16 protein-coding genes and 1 riboswitch are annotated in these 19,104 nt (G+C 71.8%); of the genes, 9 read left to right on the forward strand and 7 right to left on the reverse strand.

The window, feature by feature from the left end; translation table 11 throughout:
- The 3 genes from Ade02nite_RS25820 to Ade02nite_RS25830 form a co-directional block, all read right to left on the reverse strand.
- Positions 1-3,166, reverse strand: a 3,166-nt coding sequence (locus tag Ade02nite_RS25820; RefSeq protein ID WP_239169050.1) for an ABC transporter transmembrane domain-containing protein, incomplete at its 3' end; no start/stop codon positions are given.
- 128 nt (positions 3,167-3,294) lie between these two features.
- Positions 3,295-4,275 (reverse strand): cytochrome d ubiquinol oxidase subunit II, encoded by a 981-nt coding sequence (gene cydB / locus Ade02nite_RS25825; protein WP_203769081.1) that lies wholly within the window; start codon positions 4,273-4,275, stop codon positions 3,295-3,297.
- Between the two features lie 9 nt (positions 4,276-4,284).
- Positions 4,285-5,649, reverse strand: a complete 1,365-nt coding sequence (locus tag Ade02nite_RS25830) for a cytochrome ubiquinol oxidase subunit I (RefSeq protein ID WP_203769083.1) — start codon at positions 5,647-5,649, stop codon at positions 4,285-4,287.
- 85 nt (positions 5,650-5,734) lie between these two features.
- On the opposite strand from Ade02nite_RS25830, the gene Ade02nite_RS25835 reads away from it, so the two are divergent.
- The 5 genes from Ade02nite_RS25835 to Ade02nite_RS25855 all read left to right on the forward strand — a co-directional run bounded on the left by Ade02nite_RS25835 (position 5,735) and on the right by Ade02nite_RS25855 (position 11,124).
- A complete protein-coding gene (locus Ade02nite_RS25835) occupies positions 5,735-6,082 on the forward strand; it encodes a BlaI/MecI/CopY family transcriptional regulator (protein WP_203769085.1) in 348 nt (115 codons plus the stop codon).
- Entirely contained in the window at positions 6,079-6,987 is a 909-nt protein-coding gene (locus tag Ade02nite_RS25840) for a M56 family metallopeptidase (RefSeq protein ID WP_203769087.1), read from the forward strand. The genes Ade02nite_RS25835 and Ade02nite_RS25840 overlap by 4 nt, the downstream gene beginning before the upstream one ends.
- 122 nt (positions 6,988-7,109) lie before the next feature.
- A riboswitch (cyclic di-AMP (ydaO/yuaA leader) is annotated at positions 7,110-7,249 on the forward strand.
- Positions 7,250-7,264: 15 nt separating this feature from the next.
- On the forward strand, positions 7,265-8,260 hold the full coding sequence (locus Ade02nite_RS25845) for a C40 family peptidase (protein ID WP_203769089.1): 996 nt from the start codon (positions 7,265-7,267) through the stop codon (positions 8,258-8,260).
- A gap of 188 nt (positions 8,261-8,448) precedes the next feature.
- Entirely contained in the window at positions 8,449-9,693 is a 1,245-nt protein-coding gene (locus Ade02nite_RS25850; RefSeq protein ID WP_203769096.1) for an AAA family ATPase, read from the forward strand.
- Positions 9,694-9,789: 96 nt separating this feature from the next.
- Complete coding sequence (locus tag Ade02nite_RS25855; RefSeq protein WP_203769098.1) at positions 9,790-11,124, forward strand: tetratricopeptide repeat protein; 1,335 nt, start codon at positions 9,790-9,792, stop codon at positions 11,122-11,124.
- 114 nt (positions 11,125-11,238) lie between these two features.
- Here the strand turns inward: Ade02nite_RS25855 and Ade02nite_RS25860 are convergent, their stop codons facing one another.
- From Ade02nite_RS25860 to Ade02nite_RS25875, 4 genes are all read right to left on the reverse strand, one after another.
- Complete coding sequence (locus Ade02nite_RS25860) at positions 11,239-11,913, reverse strand: Pr6Pr family membrane protein (RefSeq protein WP_203769100.1); 675 nt, start codon at positions 11,911-11,913, stop codon at positions 11,239-11,241.
- Positions 11,914-11,990: 77 nt separating this feature from the next.
- The gene (locus Ade02nite_RS25865) at positions 11,991-12,728 is read right to left on the reverse strand and encodes a YcnI family copper-binding membrane protein (RefSeq protein WP_203769102.1); all 738 of its coding nucleotides are present in this window, start codon (positions 12,726-12,728) and stop codon (positions 11,991-11,993) included.
- Positions 12,729-13,112: 384 nt separating this feature from the next.
- Positions 13,113-14,468 (reverse strand): sensor histidine kinase, encoded by a 1,356-nt coding sequence (locus Ade02nite_RS25870; protein WP_203769104.1) that lies wholly within the window; start codon positions 14,466-14,468, stop codon positions 13,113-13,115.
- A complete protein-coding gene (locus Ade02nite_RS25875; RefSeq protein ID WP_203769106.1) occupies positions 14,468-15,136 on the reverse strand; it encodes a response regulator transcription factor in 669 nt (222 codons plus the stop codon). Before Ade02nite_RS25875 ends, Ade02nite_RS25870 begins: the two co-directional genes overlap by 1 nt.
- Positions 15,137-15,240: 104 nt before the next feature.
- On the opposite strand from Ade02nite_RS25875, the gene Ade02nite_RS25880 reads away from it, so the two are divergent.
- From Ade02nite_RS25880 to Ade02nite_RS25895, 4 genes are all read left to right on the forward strand, one after another.
- Positions 15,241-16,356: a LolA family protein gene (locus tag Ade02nite_RS25880; RefSeq protein WP_203769108.1), complete on the forward strand. Its 1,116-nt coding sequence runs from the start codon at positions 15,241-15,243 to the stop codon at positions 16,354-16,356.
- 66 nt (positions 16,357-16,422) lie between these two features.
- Entirely contained in the window at positions 16,423-17,577 is a 1,155-nt protein-coding gene (gene trpB, locus Ade02nite_RS25885) for a tryptophan synthase subunit beta (protein WP_203769110.1), read from the forward strand.
- A complete protein-coding gene (gene trpA / locus Ade02nite_RS25890; protein WP_203769112.1) occupies positions 17,574-18,350 on the forward strand; it encodes a tryptophan synthase subunit alpha in 777 nt (258 codons plus the stop codon). The genes trpB and trpA overlap by 4 nt, the downstream gene beginning before the upstream one ends.
- On the forward strand, positions 18,337-19,053 hold the full coding sequence (locus Ade02nite_RS25895) for a GntR family transcriptional regulator (RefSeq protein ID WP_239169051.1): 717 nt from the start codon (positions 18,337-18,339) through the stop codon (positions 19,051-19,053). The genes trpA and Ade02nite_RS25895 overlap by 14 nt, the downstream gene beginning before the upstream one ends.
- Positions 19,054-19,104: the final 51 nt, after the last annotated feature.

Here is a 19,104-nt window from a genome sequence, read left to right on the forward strand (position 1 = left end):
CTCTGGCGGCGGTGAACGTGACGGCCGGTGGTTCGGCGAGCAGGGCGGCGAGGCGCTGGTCGGCGCCGGCCGCGTGCCGGCGGGCCACGGCGGCGTCGGGGAGCGTCATGACCTGGTCGCCGAGGACCACGATGCCGAGCAGGAGAACGGCGGCCCACTCGTGGCTGAGCCCGCCGAGCGCGAAGGCCGTGCCCACCACCGCGATGCCCCACCCGAGGTGCCCCAGCGCCGCAGCCCATCCGGCCGCCCGCGCCGCGCCCTGTTCCAGCCGGGCGAGGTCGCGGCTGCGCTGCTCCGGCACGGTTTCCGAACCGGTCAGCTCCTCGATCCCGTCCACCGTCTCCACCATGGCGTCACGCAGCGCGGCCCGGGCCGCACCCGTGGCCACTTCCGCCCGAGCCGCCTGCCGCGCCGCGACGAGCGGCGCCACCACCCCGGCAATCACCAGCCCCGCAACCAGCGGCACGGCAACAGCGGGCGAGAGGAAGACCGCCACACCCGAGGCAACCGCAAGCGTGGCCCAGGCCGCTACGGCCGGAAGGCGCCCGCGAAGCAGCCCGTCCACCCGAGCGTCCACGTCGTCCACTACCTTGGTGAGCAGATCCCCGCGCCGCCGCAGCCGTGCCCCCGGCACCCGCGGAACGAGCGCCCCATAGATCCGAGCCCGCCACGTTCCCAGCCGGGCGAACGCGACATCGTGCGCCACGAGCCGCTCCACGTACCGCAGCAGCGGCCGCGCCACAGCACTACCCCGAACCAGCACCACAGCCGCCGAAAGCGACAACACCGGCGGCAGTGTGGACGCCCGCACGAGCAGCCAGGCAGCCGCCCCGGTGAGCACGATCCCCGCAAGCGACGACCCCGTGCCCAGCGCAACCGCCGCCCAAGGACGCCGCCAGACCGACCCACCGACATTTCGGGCTGTGGAGGACACCCGACCGTCACGGACATCTCGGGCTGTGGACGGCACATCGCCGCCCGCGACATTCCGGGCTGTGGATGCGGTGCCGTGGCCTGGGACATTTCGGGCTGTGGGCGCGGCGTCGCTACCTGGGACGAGCCGGGCTGTGGACGAGGCGTCACCCGGGTCGACATTTCGGGCTGCGGACGCGGCATCGCCCGGGTCGACATTTCGGGCTGTGGACGCAGCATCGCCCGGGTCGACATTTCGGGCTGTGGGCGCAGCGTCGCACTGGTCGACATTTCGGGCTGTGGACGCAGCGTCGCCACCCGGGACAAGTCGGGCTGTGGATGAGGCATCACCCTGGCCGACAATTCGGGCTGTGGACGAGCGGTTCTTGAACGGGACAAATCGGGCTGTGGAGGAGGCCGCACTCGCAGAGGAAGTGGCCGTTGTGGGGACGGTGCCTTCGCTGCTGATCGGTCCGGCCGCGCGAGTGGGGGAGACCTCCACCGGCGCGGTTATGGTGACGATGCGGTCGGCGGCTTCGAGGAGAGCCGGACGGTGGGCCACGACGAGGACGGCGCTGCCTCGGCGGGCGGCCCGCCGCAGGCGGTCGATGACGAGCTGCTCGGTGGTGGCGTCCAGGTGGGCGGTCGGCTCGTCGAGCAGAAGGGTCACCGGGTTGCTGCCGGCGCGGTGCAGCAGGGCGGCGAGCGCGAGCCGGTGCCGCTGGCCTGCCGAGACCCCGGCGCCTCGTTCGCCGAGGGCTGTGTCGGGGGTGAGGTCGAGTCCTACCGTGCGCAGGGCTTCGTCGATCTGCTCGGTGGTGGTCCCGGCGGGGAAGAGGTCGGCTACCCGGCGCGCGTGGGGGAGCGTGGGCCGCTGCGGCAGATAGAGCGCGTTGTCCGCGACCGCGACGCCCGCGTCGGGGGCGTGCAGTCCCGCGAGCACCCGCAGCGCCGTCGTCTTGCCCGCGCCCGACGGTCCACGCAGGGCGACGATCTCGCCGGCCCGCACACTCAGCTCGTCGAGGACGAGGGCGTCCCGGGTGGCGCCGGGATAGCGCACCCGAAGCCCGAACGCTCCCACCCCAGCCAGATCCCGCGTCCCGGCACCCGCCGCGGGTGTGGGCGTCGCGGGTGTGAGCGTCGCCGGTGCGGGCGTCGCGGGTGCGGGGATCGCGGGTGCGGGGATCGCGGGTGCGGGCCTCGCGGGTGCAGGCGTCGCGGGTGCGGGCCTCGCGGGTGCAGGCGTCGCGGGTGCGGGCCTCGCGGGTGCAGGCGGCGCGGGTGCGGGGATCGCGGGTGCGGGCCTCGCGTGTGCAGGCGGCGCGGGTGCGGGGATCGCGGGTGCGGGGATCGCCGGTGTGAGGATCTCGTCGACGTCGCTGATGACGGCCGTGGCGTCGGTGGCGGCGTGGTACTTGGCGGCCATCTCGCGTAGTGGGCGATAGGCCTCGGGCGCCAGGAGGATGACCAGCAGGGCCGGGCCGAGGGCGAGGTTGCCGGCGGCCACCCGCAGGCCCGCCTCGACGGCGATGAGACCGACCGAGAGGGTGCCGACGAGGTCGAGCGCGGTGGAGGACAGGAAGGCGACGCGCAGCACGCGCAAGGTGGCGGAGCGGTGCTTGTCCGTCAGGTCCTCGACGACGGCGGTCTGGCGCTCGGCGCGGCCGAAGACGCGCAGGGTGGGCAGGCCGCGCACGACGTCCAAGAAGTGGCCGGCCAGGCGGGCGTCGGCCTCCCAGCGGCGGCGGGCGCGGGCCTGGGTGGCCCAGCCGATCAGGGCACCGAGGACGGGGATCAACGGCAGCGTGACCAGGGCGACGATCGCCGACGCGGGGTCGACGAAGGCCATGGTGAGCACGACCAGCGGGGGCAGGGCCACGCCCAGCACGAGGGCGGGCAGATATCCGCTGAACCAAGGGCGCAGGGCGTCGAGGCCATTTGTCAGTACGGCGGTGAGCCGCCCGGCGCCGAACGAGGCGGCCCAGGCGGGGCCGCGGCGCAGGACGGCGATGAGCATGGAGCGGCGGAGCTCGTCGGTGACGCGGGCGGCGGTGCGCTGGGCCACGACCTGCTCGCCCCAGGAGAAGCCGGCGCGTGCGACGAAAGCGCCGGCGAGCAGGGCGGTCGCCCAGCGGTGGTCGCCGGCCACCAGCAAGGCCAGGGCGATCGCGACGGTCAGGGTGGCGGCGGCCTGGCCCGCGCCGAGGAGCGCGAGCAGGGCGATGCCGGCCCGGCTGGTGCGGGCGTGCCGCACCAGCCGGGGATCCAGCGGCCCCCGGGCTGACGAGGACCGCTTCGGCTCGGCGGTGGCAAGGTCTGTGGATGGCCCGGACGCGGCCCGATTTGTCCCTGTGGACGCGGCGGCGGCTGTGGACGACCCGCTCACGACGGCACCCGCTCGCTCGCGACGCGGCGGCGGAAGATCCAGTACGAGAAGGCCTGGTAAGCCAGCACGCCCGGCAGGATCAGCACCCCGGCCCAGGTCAGCAGCGACAGCGCCTGGGGTGTCGCCGCGGCCGAGTCCATGGTCAGGGACCACTGCGGGTTCAGCGTGCTGCGCAGCACCACGTCGCCGTGGGTCGTGAACACGGCCACCACGGCACCGGCCACTCCCACCGCCGTTGCCGCGAAGGCCAGGGCCTCGCGGCCGGAGCGGGCCAGGATGCCGGCCAGCAGGCTCAGGGCCGCGGCGGCCAGGGCCAGCCGTGAGCCCGTACCGAAGCCGATGACCAGGAGCGCGACCGCCCCGCCCGTGCCCAGCCACCTCGCCAGCGTGCGGGCCCGGCCGCGCAGGGGGCCGCTGGTGCGCAGGCTCAGGAACGTCGCGCCCAGCAGCAGCGCCGCGAACAGTGCCGCCAGCGCGCCCAGCCCGGCCTCGAGGGTGAAGACCGGCCCCAGCGTGCGGGACAGCCCGCCGCCCGTCACCGAACCCGACGCGTCCAGCGCCAGGCCGCGCACGAACGCCGCCAGCAGCGCGCCCCACACCAGCACGATGCCGAGCGAGCTCAGCGCCAGCGCGATGTCGGCCCTGCGACGATAGGCGGCGCCGTCGCCCTTGCCGCGGAACTCCAGGGCCACACCGCGCACCGCCAGCAGGAGCAGCAGCACGACCATCGGCAGGTACAGGCCCGACAGCAGCGCCGAGTACCAGGCCGGGAACGCGGCGAACGTGACGCCGATCGCCGCCACCAGCCACACCTCGTTGCCGTCCCAGAACGGGCCGATCGTGCGTACCGCGGCGCCTCGCTCGTGGTCGTCGCGGCCGAGCAGCGGGCCCAGCAGGCCGACGCCGAAGTCGAAGCCCTCCAGCACGAAGAAGAGCACCCAGGCGAGCACGACGACGGCGAACCAGAAGGTGATCATGGCTTGTCCTCAGTAGACGGGAGCGGGCTCGGGGGTGTCGGCGGCGACCGTGGCCGGGGGCGCCAGCGGCTGCCGGGACAGGTGGCGGATCAGGCGGTACCAGACGACGGCCAGAATCCCGTACACGACGGTGAATCCCGCCAGGGAGGCGATGACCTCCGAACTGGTGAGGCCGGGGGAGATGCCGTCCGCGACCTTCGAGATGCCGAACGCGATCCAGGGCTGCCGCGCCGTCTCGGTGAAGATCCAGCCGAACGTGTTGGCGGCCGCGGGCAGGATCGGGATCAGTGGCAGCCACCGGGTGAGCCAGCGCGGCGCGTCGCGGTGCTTCCTCGTACGCCAGAGGTAGTAAGCGGCGATCGCCGCCGCCAGCATGCCGGCGCCGATCATCGCGCGGAACGTCCAGAAGGCCACCGGGATCATCGGGGTGTAGTTGCCGGGGCCGAACTGGGCCGCGTACTGCGCCTGGAGCTCGTCGATGCCCTGCACCGTCGCGTTCGGGTTGCCCTTGGCCAGGATCGACAGCAGCCACGGGATGTCGAGCGAGAACGACGGCAGCGGCGGGCCGCTCGTGAAGATCGAGAACGGTGCGCCCTTCGTGGTCTCGTACAGCGCCTCCGCCGCCGCCATCTTCATCGGCTGCACCTCGGTCATCACCTTGCCGAGGTGGTCGCCGGTCAGCGCGGTCAGTGCCCCGCCGGCCAGGGTCATCCACGCGCCCAGCCTCGCCATGATCCGGAAGGTGCCGTCGGCGGCGAGCCGCCACACGCCCAGCGCCAGCAGCAGCGCGCCGCCGACCATGACCGCGCCCGCCATCGTGTGCGGGAAGGCGGCCAGGTTGACCTTGTTGAGCAGCAGCTCGGTGAAGGACGTCAGCCGCGCGCGCCCGGTCACCGGGTCGAGCGTGTAGGCCACCGGGTTCTGCATGAACGAGTTGGCGGCCAGGATGATGAAGGCGGAGAGCAGGGTGCCGATCGCGACGATGACGATCGTGGCCGTGTGCACGAGCCTCGGCAGCCGGTCCCATCCGAAATACCAGAGCGCGAGGAACGTGGCCTCGAGGAAGAACGCGAGCATCCCCTCGATCGCCAGCGTCGGCCCGAACACGTCGCCGTAGAACGTGGCGAAGCCGCTCCAGCCGAGCCCGAACTGGAACTCCTGGACGAGGCCCGTCACGACACCGACCGCGAACGTGACGATCAAGATCTTGCCGACGAACTTCGTGAGATGCAGGTACTCGTCGCGCTTGGTGCGCAGCCACGCGATCTGCAGGCCGGCGGCGGCCGCGGCCAGGCTGATCGACAGCGGCACGAAGAAGTAGTGATAGATCGTCACCACCGCGAACTGGAGCCGGGTCAGGTCCAGCACGTCCATGGGTAAGCCCCCTCTACGACGTCTCGTAGTAGATACTACGTCGCGTAGTACGACGCTGCGCAGTAGGACCTGTAATATGGGCGACATGGCACTCGGGGACCTGGAACGCGAGGTCATGGAGCAGTTGTGGGAGGCGGGCGAGCCGCTCACCGTGCGGCAGGTGCACGAGCGCCTGAGCCGCGAGCGCGACCTGGCCTACACGACCGTCATGACCGTGCTCAACCGCTTGGCAAAGAAGCACATGGTCACCCAGCAGAACGAGGACCGCGCCTACAAGTACGCCCCCGTGCAGTCCCGCGAGGAGATGACCGCCTCGGTCATGCTCGACGCGCTCACCGCCAGCGGCGACCAGGACGCCGCCCTCGCCTACTTCGTCGGCCGGCTCTCGCCCGAGGCGCTCGCCGCGGCCATCGCAGCCTCCAAGAGGACGTGACCGCGCTCCTGCTCGGCGCGCTCGGCCTGACCCTGTCGCTGGTCGTGCCGGGCCCGCTCGCACGGGCGCGATGGACCGACCGCGCCCCGGTCGCCGCCGTCCTGCTCTGGCAGTCGATCACGCTGAGCGCGGTGCTCTCCGCGCTCGGCGTCGTGCTCTCCGCCCCGTACGAGGTGACCCGGGCCGCCGGCTCGGGCAAGCCGGTCGCCGCGGCCGCCCTCATCGGCGCCCTCGTGGTCGCTGGGGTGATCATCCTGCGGCTGGTGATCTCGCTGGTCGGGGTCACCCGCCGCTCCCGCGCGCGCCGGGCCCGGCACCGCATGCTCGTCGACCTGCTCGACCGCGCCGAACAGCATCGCGAGCTCGGGCCCGACAACCTGCGCGTGCTCGACGGTGCGCTGCCGCTGGCCTACTGCGTGCCCGGCCGCGAGCCCCGGGTGGTGCTCAGCAACGGGGTGCTCCAGGTGCTCGACCGCGAGCAGGTCGACGCGGTCCTCGCGCACGAGCAGACCCACCTGCGCCACCGGCACGAGGTGGTGATGGAGTCGTTCACGGCCTTCTATCAGGCGGTGCCGCGGCCGCTGCGGAGCCGGGTGCCGCTCGACGCCGTACACCTGCTGTTGGAAATGATCTCTGATGACGTGGCGCGGCGGAAGGTCGGCGCCGAGCCGCTGCGGGCGGCGCTCGAAAGGCTGACCGACGCCGTCCCCCTCGCGGAGGACGCGCGACCCGACCCGACGGGTGACGCCCGGCGTCGCAGGCTCGCCCGGCTCGCCATGCCGCACACGGTGTCCGTCGGCCGGAACGTCGCCGCCGGGCTCGCCGCGGCCGGGCTCCTGGTGTTACCCACGGTGATTCTCGTGGTGCCCTGGCTCGACCGCGCGCTGGACCACTGGCCGCTCTGATCACTGTGCGTATGCCGTCCTGAGCAAGCAGTTTCCCGTACGCGTCGGCTTCAGTTCTCCACATGATCGGGAGTACGGTGGTCCCCGGTTCGGCAGCCCCCCATCGTCCACCCGGCCGATCTGACGGACCACCGCCTAATCGCCGTGTACGGGCGAACCGGGGACCCGAGCAGTTGGGGTGAAGCCGCGATCCGTCGCGGCCGGGCGCGTCTTCCCGTCCGAACCCGTCAGCTAACCCGGTCGGCGGCTCGAGGGAAGAAAGGACATCACACCCAACGTGAAACGGATTGGGGCGCGGGGTCGCGCCGCAGTTCTGCGCGGGCTCGTCTGCGCACTCGCGGCGGTCGGGGTCGTTGTCACGGGACCAGCCGTCGCGCACGCCACACCCTCGCCCTCCTCGGTCGAGGCCCAGATCGACAAGCAGTGGAACGAACTCGAGCCGGTCATCGAGCAGTACAACGACGTGCACAACCAGCTGCTCAAGAACCGGACTCAGCAGAAGAAGCTCGCCGCCCAGCTCACCCCGCTCGAGGTGAAGGTGAACACGGCGATGGAGCAGGTCCGAGGCCTGGCCATCGACGCGTACAAGCAGGGTGCCCCGAACGCTCTCAACGCCATGATCATTAGTGGCTCGCCGACCGGGCTCACCGACAAGCTGACCTATCTCGATCAGCTGTCCCGGCATCAGCAGGAGCAGATCTCGGGTGTGGCGGCGCTCCGCGACAAGCTCGCCGCGACCAAGTCCGACCTGGACATCGTGACCAAGTCCGTCGCCGCGCGCGACAAGGACCTGGCCACCCGCAAGAAGGCCATCGAGGCGAAGATCGCTTCGCTGCAGAAGCTGCGGATCCAGGCGTACGGCACGGCGGACGCCTCGGACGGGCCCCTGCGCCTGGGTGCCTGTCCGGTGACGTACACCAACGACAAGGGCGGGCGCGCCGCACAGCGCGCATGTGACCTGATCGGCAAGCCGTACGTCTTCGGTGCGGCCGGTCCGAGCAGTTACGACTGTTCCGGTCTGACCCAGGAGGCCTGGGCCAGCGTCGGTGTGCACCTCGACCACTACACGAAAGACCAGTGGGGCGAGGGAAAGCCGGTGTCGCGGGACGAGTTGCAGCCAGGTGACCTGGTGTTCTTCTTCCCGGGCAGCCTCCACCACGTAGGCATCTACATCGGTGGCGGGCTGATGGTCCACGCCCCGCACACGGGCGACCACGTGCGGATGGCGGAGATCGACCGGATGCCCATCGCGGGCTTCCGGCGTCCCGGCTAGTTCCGCTTGCACGAGGCCGTCGGGGAGATCTCCCCGGCGGCCTCACGCTTTTCCAGCCGTACGGGCGTGCGCCGCCCCCGACCGCAGGCCCGCCGCTCACCGGCTCCCGGGTGGCGGTGGTCACGGCCGTCGATCACGTCCGGTAGGCCACAGGTTCCCTTCGCCGGACGCGGGCATAATTCGGTGTCATGAGCGACTCGCCCTTGATCGACAGCCTCGCCGCAGCGGTGGAGGCCCGCCCCGACGACCTGCCGCTGCGGCTGCACCTGGCGGAGTTGCTCGTGGCCGCGGGACGCGGTCCGGAGGCGATCGGGCACGCCGCTCAGGTCCTGGCCCGCGAGCCCGGCAACGCCGCCGCTCAGCGGTTGATGGGCGCGGCCCTCAACCCGGCCGCGCCCCCTGCTCCTGCCGCGCCCCCTGCTCCTGCCGCGCCGTCCACTCATGAAGATGGCGTCGACTGGGCAGCCATGGAGGAGGAGCTCGGCGACATCGTCCCGCCGCGCTTCGCCCGCTCCGACGAGGCGGTGGAGCCCGTGCGCGGCCACGAGGACCGCACGTTCGACATCGAGACGTCGACGATCACCCTGGCCGACGTGGGCGGCATGGAGGAGGTCAAGAAGCGCCTCGAGATCTCCTTCCTCGGCCCGCTGCGCAACCCCAAGCTGCGCAGCCTGTTCGGCAAGAGCCTGCGCGGCGGCCTGCTCCTCTACGGCCCGCCCGGCTGCGGCAAGACCTTCCTGGCCCGCGCGGTCGCCGGCGAGATGGGCGCCTCGTTCATCTCCCTGTCGATCACCGACGTGCTCAACATGTGGGTGGGCAGTTCCGAGCGCAACCTGCACGACCTGTTCGACTCGGCCCGCGGCCACGCCCCCTGCGTGCTCTTCCTCGACGAGATCGACGCGCTCGGCCACAAGCGCAGCCAGCTCAACTCGAGCTCCATGCGCACCGTCGTCAACCAGCTGCTCACCGAGCTCGACGGCGTGGACGGCAACAACGACGGCGTCTTCGTCCTGGCCGCCACCAACGCCCCGTGGGACATCGACTCGGCCCTGCGCCGCCCCGGCCGCCTCGACCGCACCGTGCTGGTCCTGCCGCCCGACAAGCCCGCGCGCGCCGCCATCCTGCAATACCACCTGCGCGACCGCCCGGTAGCCAACATCGACCTGTCCCGCGTCGCCGACGCCACCGACCACTACTCGGGCGCCGACCTGGCCCACGTCTGCGAGACGGCCGCCGAGTTCGCCATGCGCGACTCGATCGCCACCGGCGACATCCGCATGATCAACCAACAGGACATGATGGCCGCCGTCCGCGAGATCCGCCCGTCCACGGACGGCTGGTTCGCCACCGCCCGCAACGTCGCCCTGTTCGCCAACGAGTCCGGCGAATACGACGACCTGGCCGCCTACCTCAAGAAGCGCAAGATCCGTTGACCCCGCTCCAAGCATCGCTTGCTGGGCCGTTCGAATCGCTTGCTGGGCCGTTCGAATCGCTTGGTGGGCCGTTCGAATCGCTTGCTGGGACGTTCGATGAGTGAGCGTGCCGACGCCTACTGGCGGGCGCACCGCCTGGCGCAGGTGGGCCGCTACGAGGAAGCGGAGAAGGAGGCCCGCGCCGGCCTCGCCACCGACCCGGGCAACGCGCGCCTGCTGACCCTGCTCGCCTCGGTGCTGCGCCTGCGGCGTGACTACGCCGCCGCCCTCGCGACAGCCGAAGCCGCGGTGGCCGCCGCCCCGCAGTTCGCCGACGCCCACGCCGAGCGCGCCGAGAACCTCATCGTCATGATCCGCGCCCGGGACGCGGTAGCCGCCGCCACCCAGGCCGTCCAGCTCGACCCCGGCGAGCCGAGCGGGCATTTCGTGCTCGCCCGCGCACTGGCCGCCGCCAAGGACTACCCGAAGGCCCGCTTGGTCGCCGCGCACGGCCGCTCGCTCGCCCCGAACTCCGTCGAGGGACTGCTCACGGTCGCCGACGTGGAGCGCGACGCCGGCAACCGCGACGCCGCCGTGGCCGCCGCCCGGGCCGCGCTCGCCATCTCACCCGGCAACCCGTACGGCCGATGGCTGATCGCCATGCTCGACGCCGAACGCCTCCGCGTCCGCCGCTCGATGCGCGCCCTGCGCGACGTCGCCCGCGACCACCCCGCCCGAGCCGACGTGGTCTCGATGACCTGGCCGATCCGCGGCGTCCTCAACGGCCTCCGCCGGGGCCTCGCCGCCAGCGCCGCCCTCATCTGCGTACTCCAGCTGATCGCCCTCTGGTGGTGGCCCACCGCCGGACCTTTCGGCCGCATCATGTCCGCGGTCCTGGCCGCCGTCATGACCGGCTTCGCCGCCCGCGTCCTGCTCCCCGCCGGCCGCCTCCCGTGGCGCTGCCTGCGCCTGCTGCCCCGCCTGATGCGCCGCGCCGACATCGCCGCCCTGTCCCTGACCGCGACAGCCATAACCTTGCTCTTCCTGTACGCCGCCACGGCCTGGTGGCCACTCCCCGCCCTGGCGCTGGCCGCCACCCCGTTCTTGTGGCTGCTGGGTTTGGCCGAGCTCGTCGGCGCCGGCCTCGACGACCCCGGCATGCGCCACGCCTTGACCGACCTGGCAGCCGAGTTCCGCGACTGGTGGACCACCACGAAGAAGGACCTCCGCGAAGCCTGGACCAACCCCCAGCCCACCCAGACCACGCCGCCTTCGCCGTCCGCGTCACCCCACCCGGGCTCGTACCTTCCCACCCCGCCGCCCGTGTCGCCCACTCCCGGCCCGCCTTCCGAGCCGACCTCCCTGGATCCGCGGCCCCCACTCGACCAACCGGTCCGCCCCGATCCGTCGGCCACAGACAACGAGCACCCGCCCTCGACGAACGAGCGCTGACGCAACACCTCCCGGCCTCCAGCAGCGACGGGCCCCTCATGCGCCGACGGCCCTTATGCGCCGACTGGCCTCATGCGCCTGCCGGCCGGCCTTGGCAGCGCAGGGGCCGACCCCTTATCCCTGGTCCCCGCCCGCCGGCGCCGATACGGTGGCCGGCTCCACGGTGGTCCTGTGTGGCAGGCGCCGGTCGAGGGCCCACAGGGCCGTGGCGAGCAGGGCGGCCAACACGACGACCATGAGCATGTTCCGGGTTGCGGCGGGATAGCCGATCGCGTCCGCGTCCGCGAACGGATAGGGAAACCAGCCGGTCACCGCCCCGTGCGCCAGCGTGTAACCGATCCACGCGGCCGGCCAGGCGAACGCCCAGGCGACGGTCCGCCGATCGATCCGTGGCCGCGGCCCGAAGACCAGCCATCCGGCGAGCGCGGCCCACGGAGCGACGTAGTGGAACCCCATGTTCGACCACCATCCGGCGCCGTGCGGGTCCGCCGTTCCGGCCAGGATCGTCGCGTACACGATGCCGGTCACGACGATGCCCAGCAGCGCGTCGAGGTGCAGGATCCGCCAGAGCGACCCGTCGCGTCCCGGGTCGCGCACGAGGCTGCCCGCCACGATCAGCACCAGGATGTTGCTCTGGATCGTGAAGTAGCTGAACAGCCGCACGAACCGCGTGGCCGCCGGCGCGTCGTCCCCCTGCGCGCTGAGGGTGACCTGGATGACCAGTGACGCGAGCACCACAGCGAAGAGCAGCGTGTGCCAGACCCGGGAGGCCGTACGAACGCGATTCACGTCCGGTAGTTAAACCCGTGATCCACAAAAGCGCGAGGCCGGCCACTCCCGCGGCCGGCCTCGTACGGTGCGATGGTTCAGGACTTCGTCGTCGTGCTCTCCTCGGCGGGGCGACGGCCCGCCTTGGCGTACGCGAGAAGCGCCAGGATCAGCGCGATCACGCCGGCGATCAGGCCCGCGATGCCGAACGCGTCCGGACCGTCCGAGCTGTCGTCGACGGCAGGCTCGGCAACAGCGGTGGCCGTGGCCGTGGGCGCCGCGGCGGCAGTGTCGGTGGCTCCGGCCGCGGCGAGCTTCAGCACCGGCGCCGGGTGCTCCGGCTCCGAGCCGTCGGTGGCGGGCTCGTCGATCCAGCGAACGATCGTGCCGTCCGAGTACGTCTGCAGCGCCTTGAAGATCATCTGCCCGGACTCGGGCAGCGGACCGAGCGACACGTCGAACTCCTGGAACTGCCCGGGCTTGATGTCGGAGCCCGACTTGGCAGTCCACGTGATCTTCGAGATCGACTCGGTGATCTGCGCACCGTGCGCCTCGAGCGGCTTGGACAGCTTGGAGACCGTGGTGGCGACGTCCCACCCGGTGACCGGCTTGACGGACACCGACGCGACCGGGTTGTCGGCGGGCAGGTTCACTTCGACCTTGGTCGTGGAGGCCGTGTCAGACTCGTTCGGCACCCGGAAGGTCACCTTGGCGTACCCGCCCGCGGTCGCCGTGTCGGGGTTCACCGTGACATGAGCGGAGGCCGGCGCGGCCAACGCCACGGTAAGACCAGCGACGGTCGCGGCCACCAGGGCCGAGCGCTTGAGCAGTGACATCGAAGTCGTCAACCTTCCGCATGGGGGACAGCCCGTTGCCGGGCACTCCGCGTTGGTCGCCACTCACCCAACAAAAGTTCCCGCCCTCCCCAACTTTTTCGCCAGGCCCCCACAACTCAGAGCCGCCTACCCTCACACCTCTCCATCGCACGCCGCCCACGCCGCGGAACCGCGCCGCCCGCGGGCCGCGCTACGGTGCCGCGTCGCACAGCCGCGCCGCCGCGCCGCCTCACCACCCGCGTGGGCTCCACGAACCCCGTTGCAACCATCGCGGCCTCCGGCCTTCGCAGCCCTGCCGCCGGCCCACCCCTCCGTTCTCTACCGGTGCGTTCAACCAGGTGGCACTCGCGTTCCCCGCCGACCGGTCGCCAGTCGTTGGGGGTGTCAGTGGTTTGCCGGAAGGCGGACGTCGACTCGGAGGCCGGGGCCGGCGTCGCCCAAGGTGACGGTGCCACCGTGGCGGCGTACCAACTCGCGCACGATGGCCAAGCCCAGGCCGGAACCGCCCGCGTCGCGGGCGCGGGCGTCGTCGAGCCGGGTGAACCGGTCGAACACGCGCTCGCGGTCGGCCTCCGGAATGCCCGGGCCGTCGTCGGTCACGGTGATCCACCGGTACGCGGCGTCGGCCCGCACCTCGACGCAGACCGTCGACTTGGCATGCCGTGCAGCGTTGTCCAGCAGGTTTGCCACCACACGGCCGAGCGCGTCGGGCTCGCCGGTGATCGTGATCGGCGCCCCGGGCCGTACGTAACCGACCGCGGGATAGCGAGCCGCCACGTCGCCGACCACCGCGCCCAGGTCGACCTCGCGGAACGGCGCCGCGATCGTACGCCCGGGCGCCGCGTCGTCGGCGCGGGCGAGCAGCAGCATGTCGTCGACGAGCCGGCTGAGCCGGTCGACGTCGGTGAGCAGGTCGTCCGCGAGCGCGTTCCAGTCGGTGTCGGGCAGCCTCTGCGAGACCTCCAATTCCGTGCGCATGTTGGTCAACGGGCTGCGCAGCTCGTGTGCCGCGTCGGCGACGAAGGCCCGCTGTCTCGCCTGCGCCGCGTCGAGCCGATGGAGCATGCCGTTGAGCGTGACCGCGAGCCGGTGGATCTCGTCGCGCGACTCGGGCACCGGCAGCCGTCCCGCACGCGTACCCCCCGTGATGTCCTCGGCCCCCGAGCGCAGCGCGTCGACGGGACTGAGCGCCGCGCCGAGCACCCGCCACAACACCAGCGCCAGCCCACCAACCAACACCGGGAACATGATCAGCAGCGTTATTCGCAGGATGTGTACGCCCTGCGTCAGGTCATTCGTGGACCGCGCGACCAGCACGCGCACCGGATCGGTCGGCGGCCCCGCGGTCACCATGACGACCCGGGCGTCGCCGTCGAGTCCGATGCGGCTGCCGGGGATCTCGCGCACGTTGCCGTCCGCCATGCCGCGTAGCTCGTCCGCGTGGAGCATCGGAACGAGTCGGTCGGCACCCGCTGAGATCGAGAGCACTCGGCTCTGCGCGTCGATGACCTGCACCTGCATGGCCGCGTTGACCGGGATCGGCTCGGCGAGCTGACCCTGGTCGACGAGTTTGGCCACGCCCCGCGCTGTGTCGAGGGCCTCGGCGTTGACCGCCCGCAGCAGCGCGAAGTTGAGCACGGCGACGAGCAGCACGCCACCCGCTGCCAGGCCGGCGGTCAGCGCCAGAACGGACGTGAGCACCAGCCGGGCGCGCAGGCTGAGCTCGCGCGGCCGGCGCATCAGTCTCCCGTCACGGCCGCGAGCCGATAGCCCGCGCCGCGCACGGTCTCGAGCCGGTCTCGCCCGATCTTGCGGCGGAGATAGCCGACGTAGACCTCGACCGCGTTCGGCGCCGTCTCGACGGCCGCGTCCCAGACGTGGTCGAGAAGTTCGATCTTGCTGACCACCTCGCCGGGCCGGCGCATGAGGTACTCGAGCAACGCGAACTCCCGGGCGGTCAGCGTCACCTCGGCTCCGGCGACCATGACCCGACGCTCGGCCGGATCGAGCTCGACGTCGCCGTGGCTGAGCACCGTGGGCCGTTCGTGCACCCCGCGCCGCAGCAGCGCGCGCAGCCGGGCGAGCAGCACGATGTAGGAAAACGGCTTGGTCAGGTAGTCGTCCGCGCCGCAGTCGAGCCCGTCGGCCTGGTCGTACTCCCCGTCCTTGGCCGACAGCATCAGCACCGGCACCCAGTTGCCCTCGGCGCGCAACTGCCGCACGACGCGGTAGCCGCTGAGCCGCGGCAGCATCACGTCCAGAATCATCGCGTCGTACCCGCCGTGACGAGCCATCTCGAGCCCGTCCTGCCCGTCACCGGATACGTCCACGGCGAAGCCCTCGGCCTGCAATCCGCGCTGCAGCGCAGCCGCGAGCCGCGCCTCATCTTCCACCACCAGCAACCGCACCCCCTTACCTTGGCATGGGAGGGGCAACCCTTAGGGGCGGCTCTCAGCCCGGTCACAGCGGCCACGGCGCACTCTTGGTGGCAGATCAACGGGAGGTGGACATCGTGTCCGTGTTCAGATCGAGGCCGGCTCTTCGCTGGCTCGTGCCATCCGCCGCGGCGGTGGTCGTGATCGGGGGCGGCGCCGCGGCGGGAACGATCGTCGCGAGCGCGGATCCCTCGCTGCCCGACCGCAGCGCGGCCGAACTTCTGGTCGACCTGCAGAACGCCAAGGTCGACGGCCTGTCCGGCACCATCGTGCAGAGCGCCGACCTGGGGCTGCCCAAGATTGCCGGGCTGACGGCCGACTCGGGCGGCGCCGACCTGGTGAACCTGGTCGCGGGCAGCAACACCGCCCGCGTCTGGTACGCCGGTGAGGACAAGGCCCGGCTGGCGCTCATGGGCACGCTCGGCGAGACGGACGTCATCCGCAACGGCGACGACGTCTGGTTCTGGCAGAGCAAGGCCAAGACCGCCACGCACCTCACGCTGCCGGCCGACGCGGAGGGCAAGAAGCCCGCCGCACTGCCGACGGGGGTCCCCTCGACGCCGCAGGACGCGGCCGAGCAGGCGCTGGACGCCATCGACCCCACCACGGAGGTCTCGACCACCGGCGCCGCGAAGGTCGCCGGCCGGGACGCCTATGAGCTGGTGCTCAGCCCGCGGGCGAGCGAGTCGCTGATCGGCCAGGTGCGCCTGGCGATCGACGCGGAGAAGAAGATCCCGCTGCGCGTCGACGTCTATGGCAAGAACGCGGTGAACCCGGCGATCCGGGTCGCGTTCCAGCAGATCAGCTTCGACACGCCGGACGCGCAGCAGTTCACCTTCAACCCGCCGCCGGGTACGAAGGTGAACGAGTCGACCGCGGGCAAGCTCGAAGCCGAGCTCGACAAGGAGCACAAGGCCGCCGAGTCGAGCAAGCCGGCGCCGGCCGGGGCCGAGCAGCCGACGGTGATCGGTGAGGGCTGGGCGTCGGTGGTGACGGCGAAGCTGCCGAAGGCCAGCGGTGACGAGGCCAAGCAGCTCGACGGCGTGATCGACATGCTGCCGAAGGTGAGCGGAAGCTGGGGTAGCGGACATCTCTTCTCCGGTTCGCTCTTCAGTGTGCTGGTGACGGACGACGGCCGGGTCTTCGCCGGAGCCGTGGCCCCGGAGACGCTGTACAAGGCGGCTGCCAAATAGTTCTAGAACTCTCCGCCGAGTTGTGCAAGACTTCGGCAGAGAGTTCTACAACTTTTGGAGCCACTGATGTCTACCCTGATGACAGAGCCGGCCGCCGGTCGCTTCGGCGACTTCGGCGGCCGGTTCGTCCCCGAGTCCCTGGTCCCGGCCTGTGATGCTCTGGCCGCTGCCTTCCGTGAGGCCTGGGCCGACCCCGCCTTCCGGGCGGAGCTCGACGAGTTGCTCGTCGTCTACGCCGGCCGGCCGACGCCTCTCACTCCCGCGCGCAACCTCTCCGCCGACCTCGGCATCGAGCTGCTGCTCAAGCGCGAAGACCTCGCCCACACCGGCTCTCACAAGATCAACAATGTGCTCGGCCAGGCGCTGCTCGCGCGCCGCATGGGCAAGGGCCGCCTGATCGCCGAGACGGGCGCCGGCCAGCACGGCGTCGCCACAGCGACCGCGGCGGCGCTGCTCGGGCTCGAGGCCACGGTCTACATGGGCGAGCGCGACATCGAGCGCCAGCAGCTCAACGTCCTGCGGATGACCACGCTCGGCGCCGAGGTCGTCCCCGTCGGCAGCGGCAGCCGCACCCTCAAGGACGCGACGAACGAGGCGATGCGTGCCTGGGTTTCCGACGTGGACCGCGCACACTTCCTGCTGGGCTCGGTCGGCGGCCCGCACCCGTATCCCTGGATGGTCCGCGAGCTTCAGCGCGTGATCGGCGTGGAGGCACGCCGGCAGAGCCGGACCGTTCCCGACGTGGTGGTCGCGTGCGTCGGCGGCGGCTCCAACTCCGCGGGCACGTTCGCCGGCTTCGCCGACACCAGCGCGAGGCTCGTCGGCGTCGAGGCGGCCGGGGGAGCGGCGATGACGAACGGGTCGCCCGGCGTCGTGCACGGCGCCCGCTCGATGGTCCTCCAGGACGCCGACGGCCAGGTGGCCGAGGCGGAGTCCGTCGCGGCCGGCCTCGACTACCCGGGCATCGGCCCTGAGCACGCCCATCTCGGCGCCATCGGCCGAGCCGAATATCACACGGTCAAGGACGACGAGGTCGTCGAGGCGGTGCGCCGCCTGGCCCGCTCCGAGGGCATCATCTGCGCACTTGAGTCGGCGCACGCGGTCGCCTGGGTGCTGCGCGCAGCGGGCACACCGGAGCTGCCGACCGGGTCCCGGGTCGTCCTCACCCTGTCGGGCCGCGGCGACAAGGACATGGCGACGCTGCTCGGGGGTGCGTCGTGACCGCCCTCGTTCCCTACGTCACCGGCGGCATCTCCGCGGACTGGACCGACTACCTGCTCGCCTATCAAGAGGCGGGCGCGACGGCGATCGAGATCGGGCTGCCCTTCTCCGACCCGATGCTCGACGGCGTCACCATCCAGCAGGCGTCCGACCGGGCCCTGTCGCGCGGAGCCACCGTGGTCTCGATCCTGCAAGACCTCGACCGCGTACGGGGCCGGCTGCGCGTGCCGCTGATCGTCATGACGTACGCCAACCTGGTGTTCCACCGCACCCCGGAGGGGTTCTGCCGAGAACTCGCCGACGCGGGCATCAGCGGGCTGATCGTTCCCGACTTGCCCGTCGACGAGGCAAAGCCGGTAGCCAGGGCGGCCGCCGAGGCCGGCATCGACCTGATCCCGCTCGTCGCGCCGGTCACCCCCGACGACCGCCTGGAGCAGATCGCGGCGCTCGGCAGCGGCTACATCTACGCGGTCAGCGTGATGGGCACGACCGGCGAGCGCGCGACTCTCGGCAGCTCAGCGGCTGGGCTGGCCGCCCGCGTCAAGGCGGTCACCGATAGGCCGGTGCTGATCGGCTTCGGTGTCTCGTCGCCGGAGCAGGCGGCCGAGGCGGGACGCGCCGGGGATGGGGTGGTGGTGGCGTCCGCACTGATGCGTAGGGTTCTTGACGGAGCCACGCCGGCGGAGATTCGGGAGACCGTCGCGGGCTTCGCAGCTGCACTGGAGGTCTCCGCTGACTACGCGTACGCCGAAGTATCAGGTGATCGCCGATGACCTGACCACGAAGATCCGCGACGGCGAGCTGCCGCCGGGCGCGGCGCTGCCCCCGCAGCGCGAGCTCAGCGCCTCGTACGGGGTGACTCTCGCGACGTTGCGTCAGGCCTTGCGGCGTTTGGAGGACGACGGTCTGCTGTCTCAGCAGCCCGGCAGGGGCACCTTCGTAACGGAGCAGCGCCCGTCGTACATGTTGCACTCGATGCGCAGCTTCGCCGAGGACCTGGTCGAACAGGGCCAGACCGTAGCCACGTACGTGCTGGAGCAGAGCGTCGCCGATCCGCCGGCCTGGGCGGTGGCGCTGCTGGGCTACAGCGCTCCCACCGTGCGCCTTGAACGTCTCCGGTTGCTGTCCGGCCGTCCGGCCGTTCATCAGCTGTCCTACGTCCGCGGCGTCGAGCTGGCGGACACGGACCTCGGCGAGACTTCCCTGTACGCGGCGCTGGCAGCCCACGGCGTCACCGTCGTCAGCGCCCGCGAGTCGATCCGCCCCGGCGTGCTCGACGACCCCACCGCCGAGCTGCTCCGGCAGCCGCCCGGCACCCCCGTCTTCGTCTCCGAACGAGTCACCTACGACACCGACAACACCGCCGTCGTCGTGGACCGCGCCACCATCCTCGGCTCAGCCATGGAGATCCGCACAGACCGAGCCCGCACCGGCCTGTCCATGCAGTGGACCCGCTCGCCGTCCCCCAAGCCGTAGCCAAAGCCCGCCCGCCGCCCGCCGCACACGACGCAGGCCCGCTAGCACGAC

Origin of the sequence: Paractinoplanes deccanensis (genome assembly GCF_016862115.1) — a bacterium.
In the GTDB taxonomy this organism is placed as follows: Bacteria; Actinomycetota; Actinomycetes; order Mycobacteriales; family Micromonosporaceae; genus Actinoplanes; species Actinoplanes deccanensis.

Bases quoted from the DNA above. Each gene is read 5' to 3' on its own strand.
- Ade02nite_RS25865 (WP_203769102.1), bottom strand. From the start codon at position 12,728: ATGTCACTGCTCAAGCGCTCGGCCCTGGTGGCCGCGACCGTCGCTGGT.
- cydB (WP_203769081.1), bottom strand. From the start codon at position 4,275: ATGATCACCTTCTGGTTCGCCGTCGTCGTGCTCGCCTGGGTGCTCTTC.
- trpB (WP_203769110.1), top strand. From the start codon at position 16,423: ATGTCTACCCTGATGACAGAGCCGGCCGCCGGTCGCTTCGGCGACTTC.
- Ade02nite_RS25850 (WP_203769096.1), top strand. From the start codon at position 8,449: ATGAGCGACTCGCCCTTGATCGACAGCCTCGCCGCAGCGGTGGAGGCC.
- Ade02nite_RS25830 (WP_203769083.1), bottom strand. From the start codon at position 5,649: ATGGACGTGCTGGACCTGACCCGGCTCCAGTTCGCGGTGGTGACGATC.
- Ade02nite_RS25870 (WP_203769104.1), bottom strand. From the start codon at position 14,468: ATGCGCCGGCCGCGCGAGCTCAGCCTGCGCGCCCGGCTGGTGCTCACG.
- Ade02nite_RS25835 (WP_203769085.1), top strand. From the start codon at position 5,735: ATGGCACTCGGGGACCTGGAACGCGAGGTCATGGAGCAGTTGTGGGAG.
- Ade02nite_RS25855 (WP_203769098.1), top strand. From the start codon at position 9,790: ATGAGTGAGCGTGCCGACGCCTACTGGCGGGCGCACCGCCTGGCGCAG.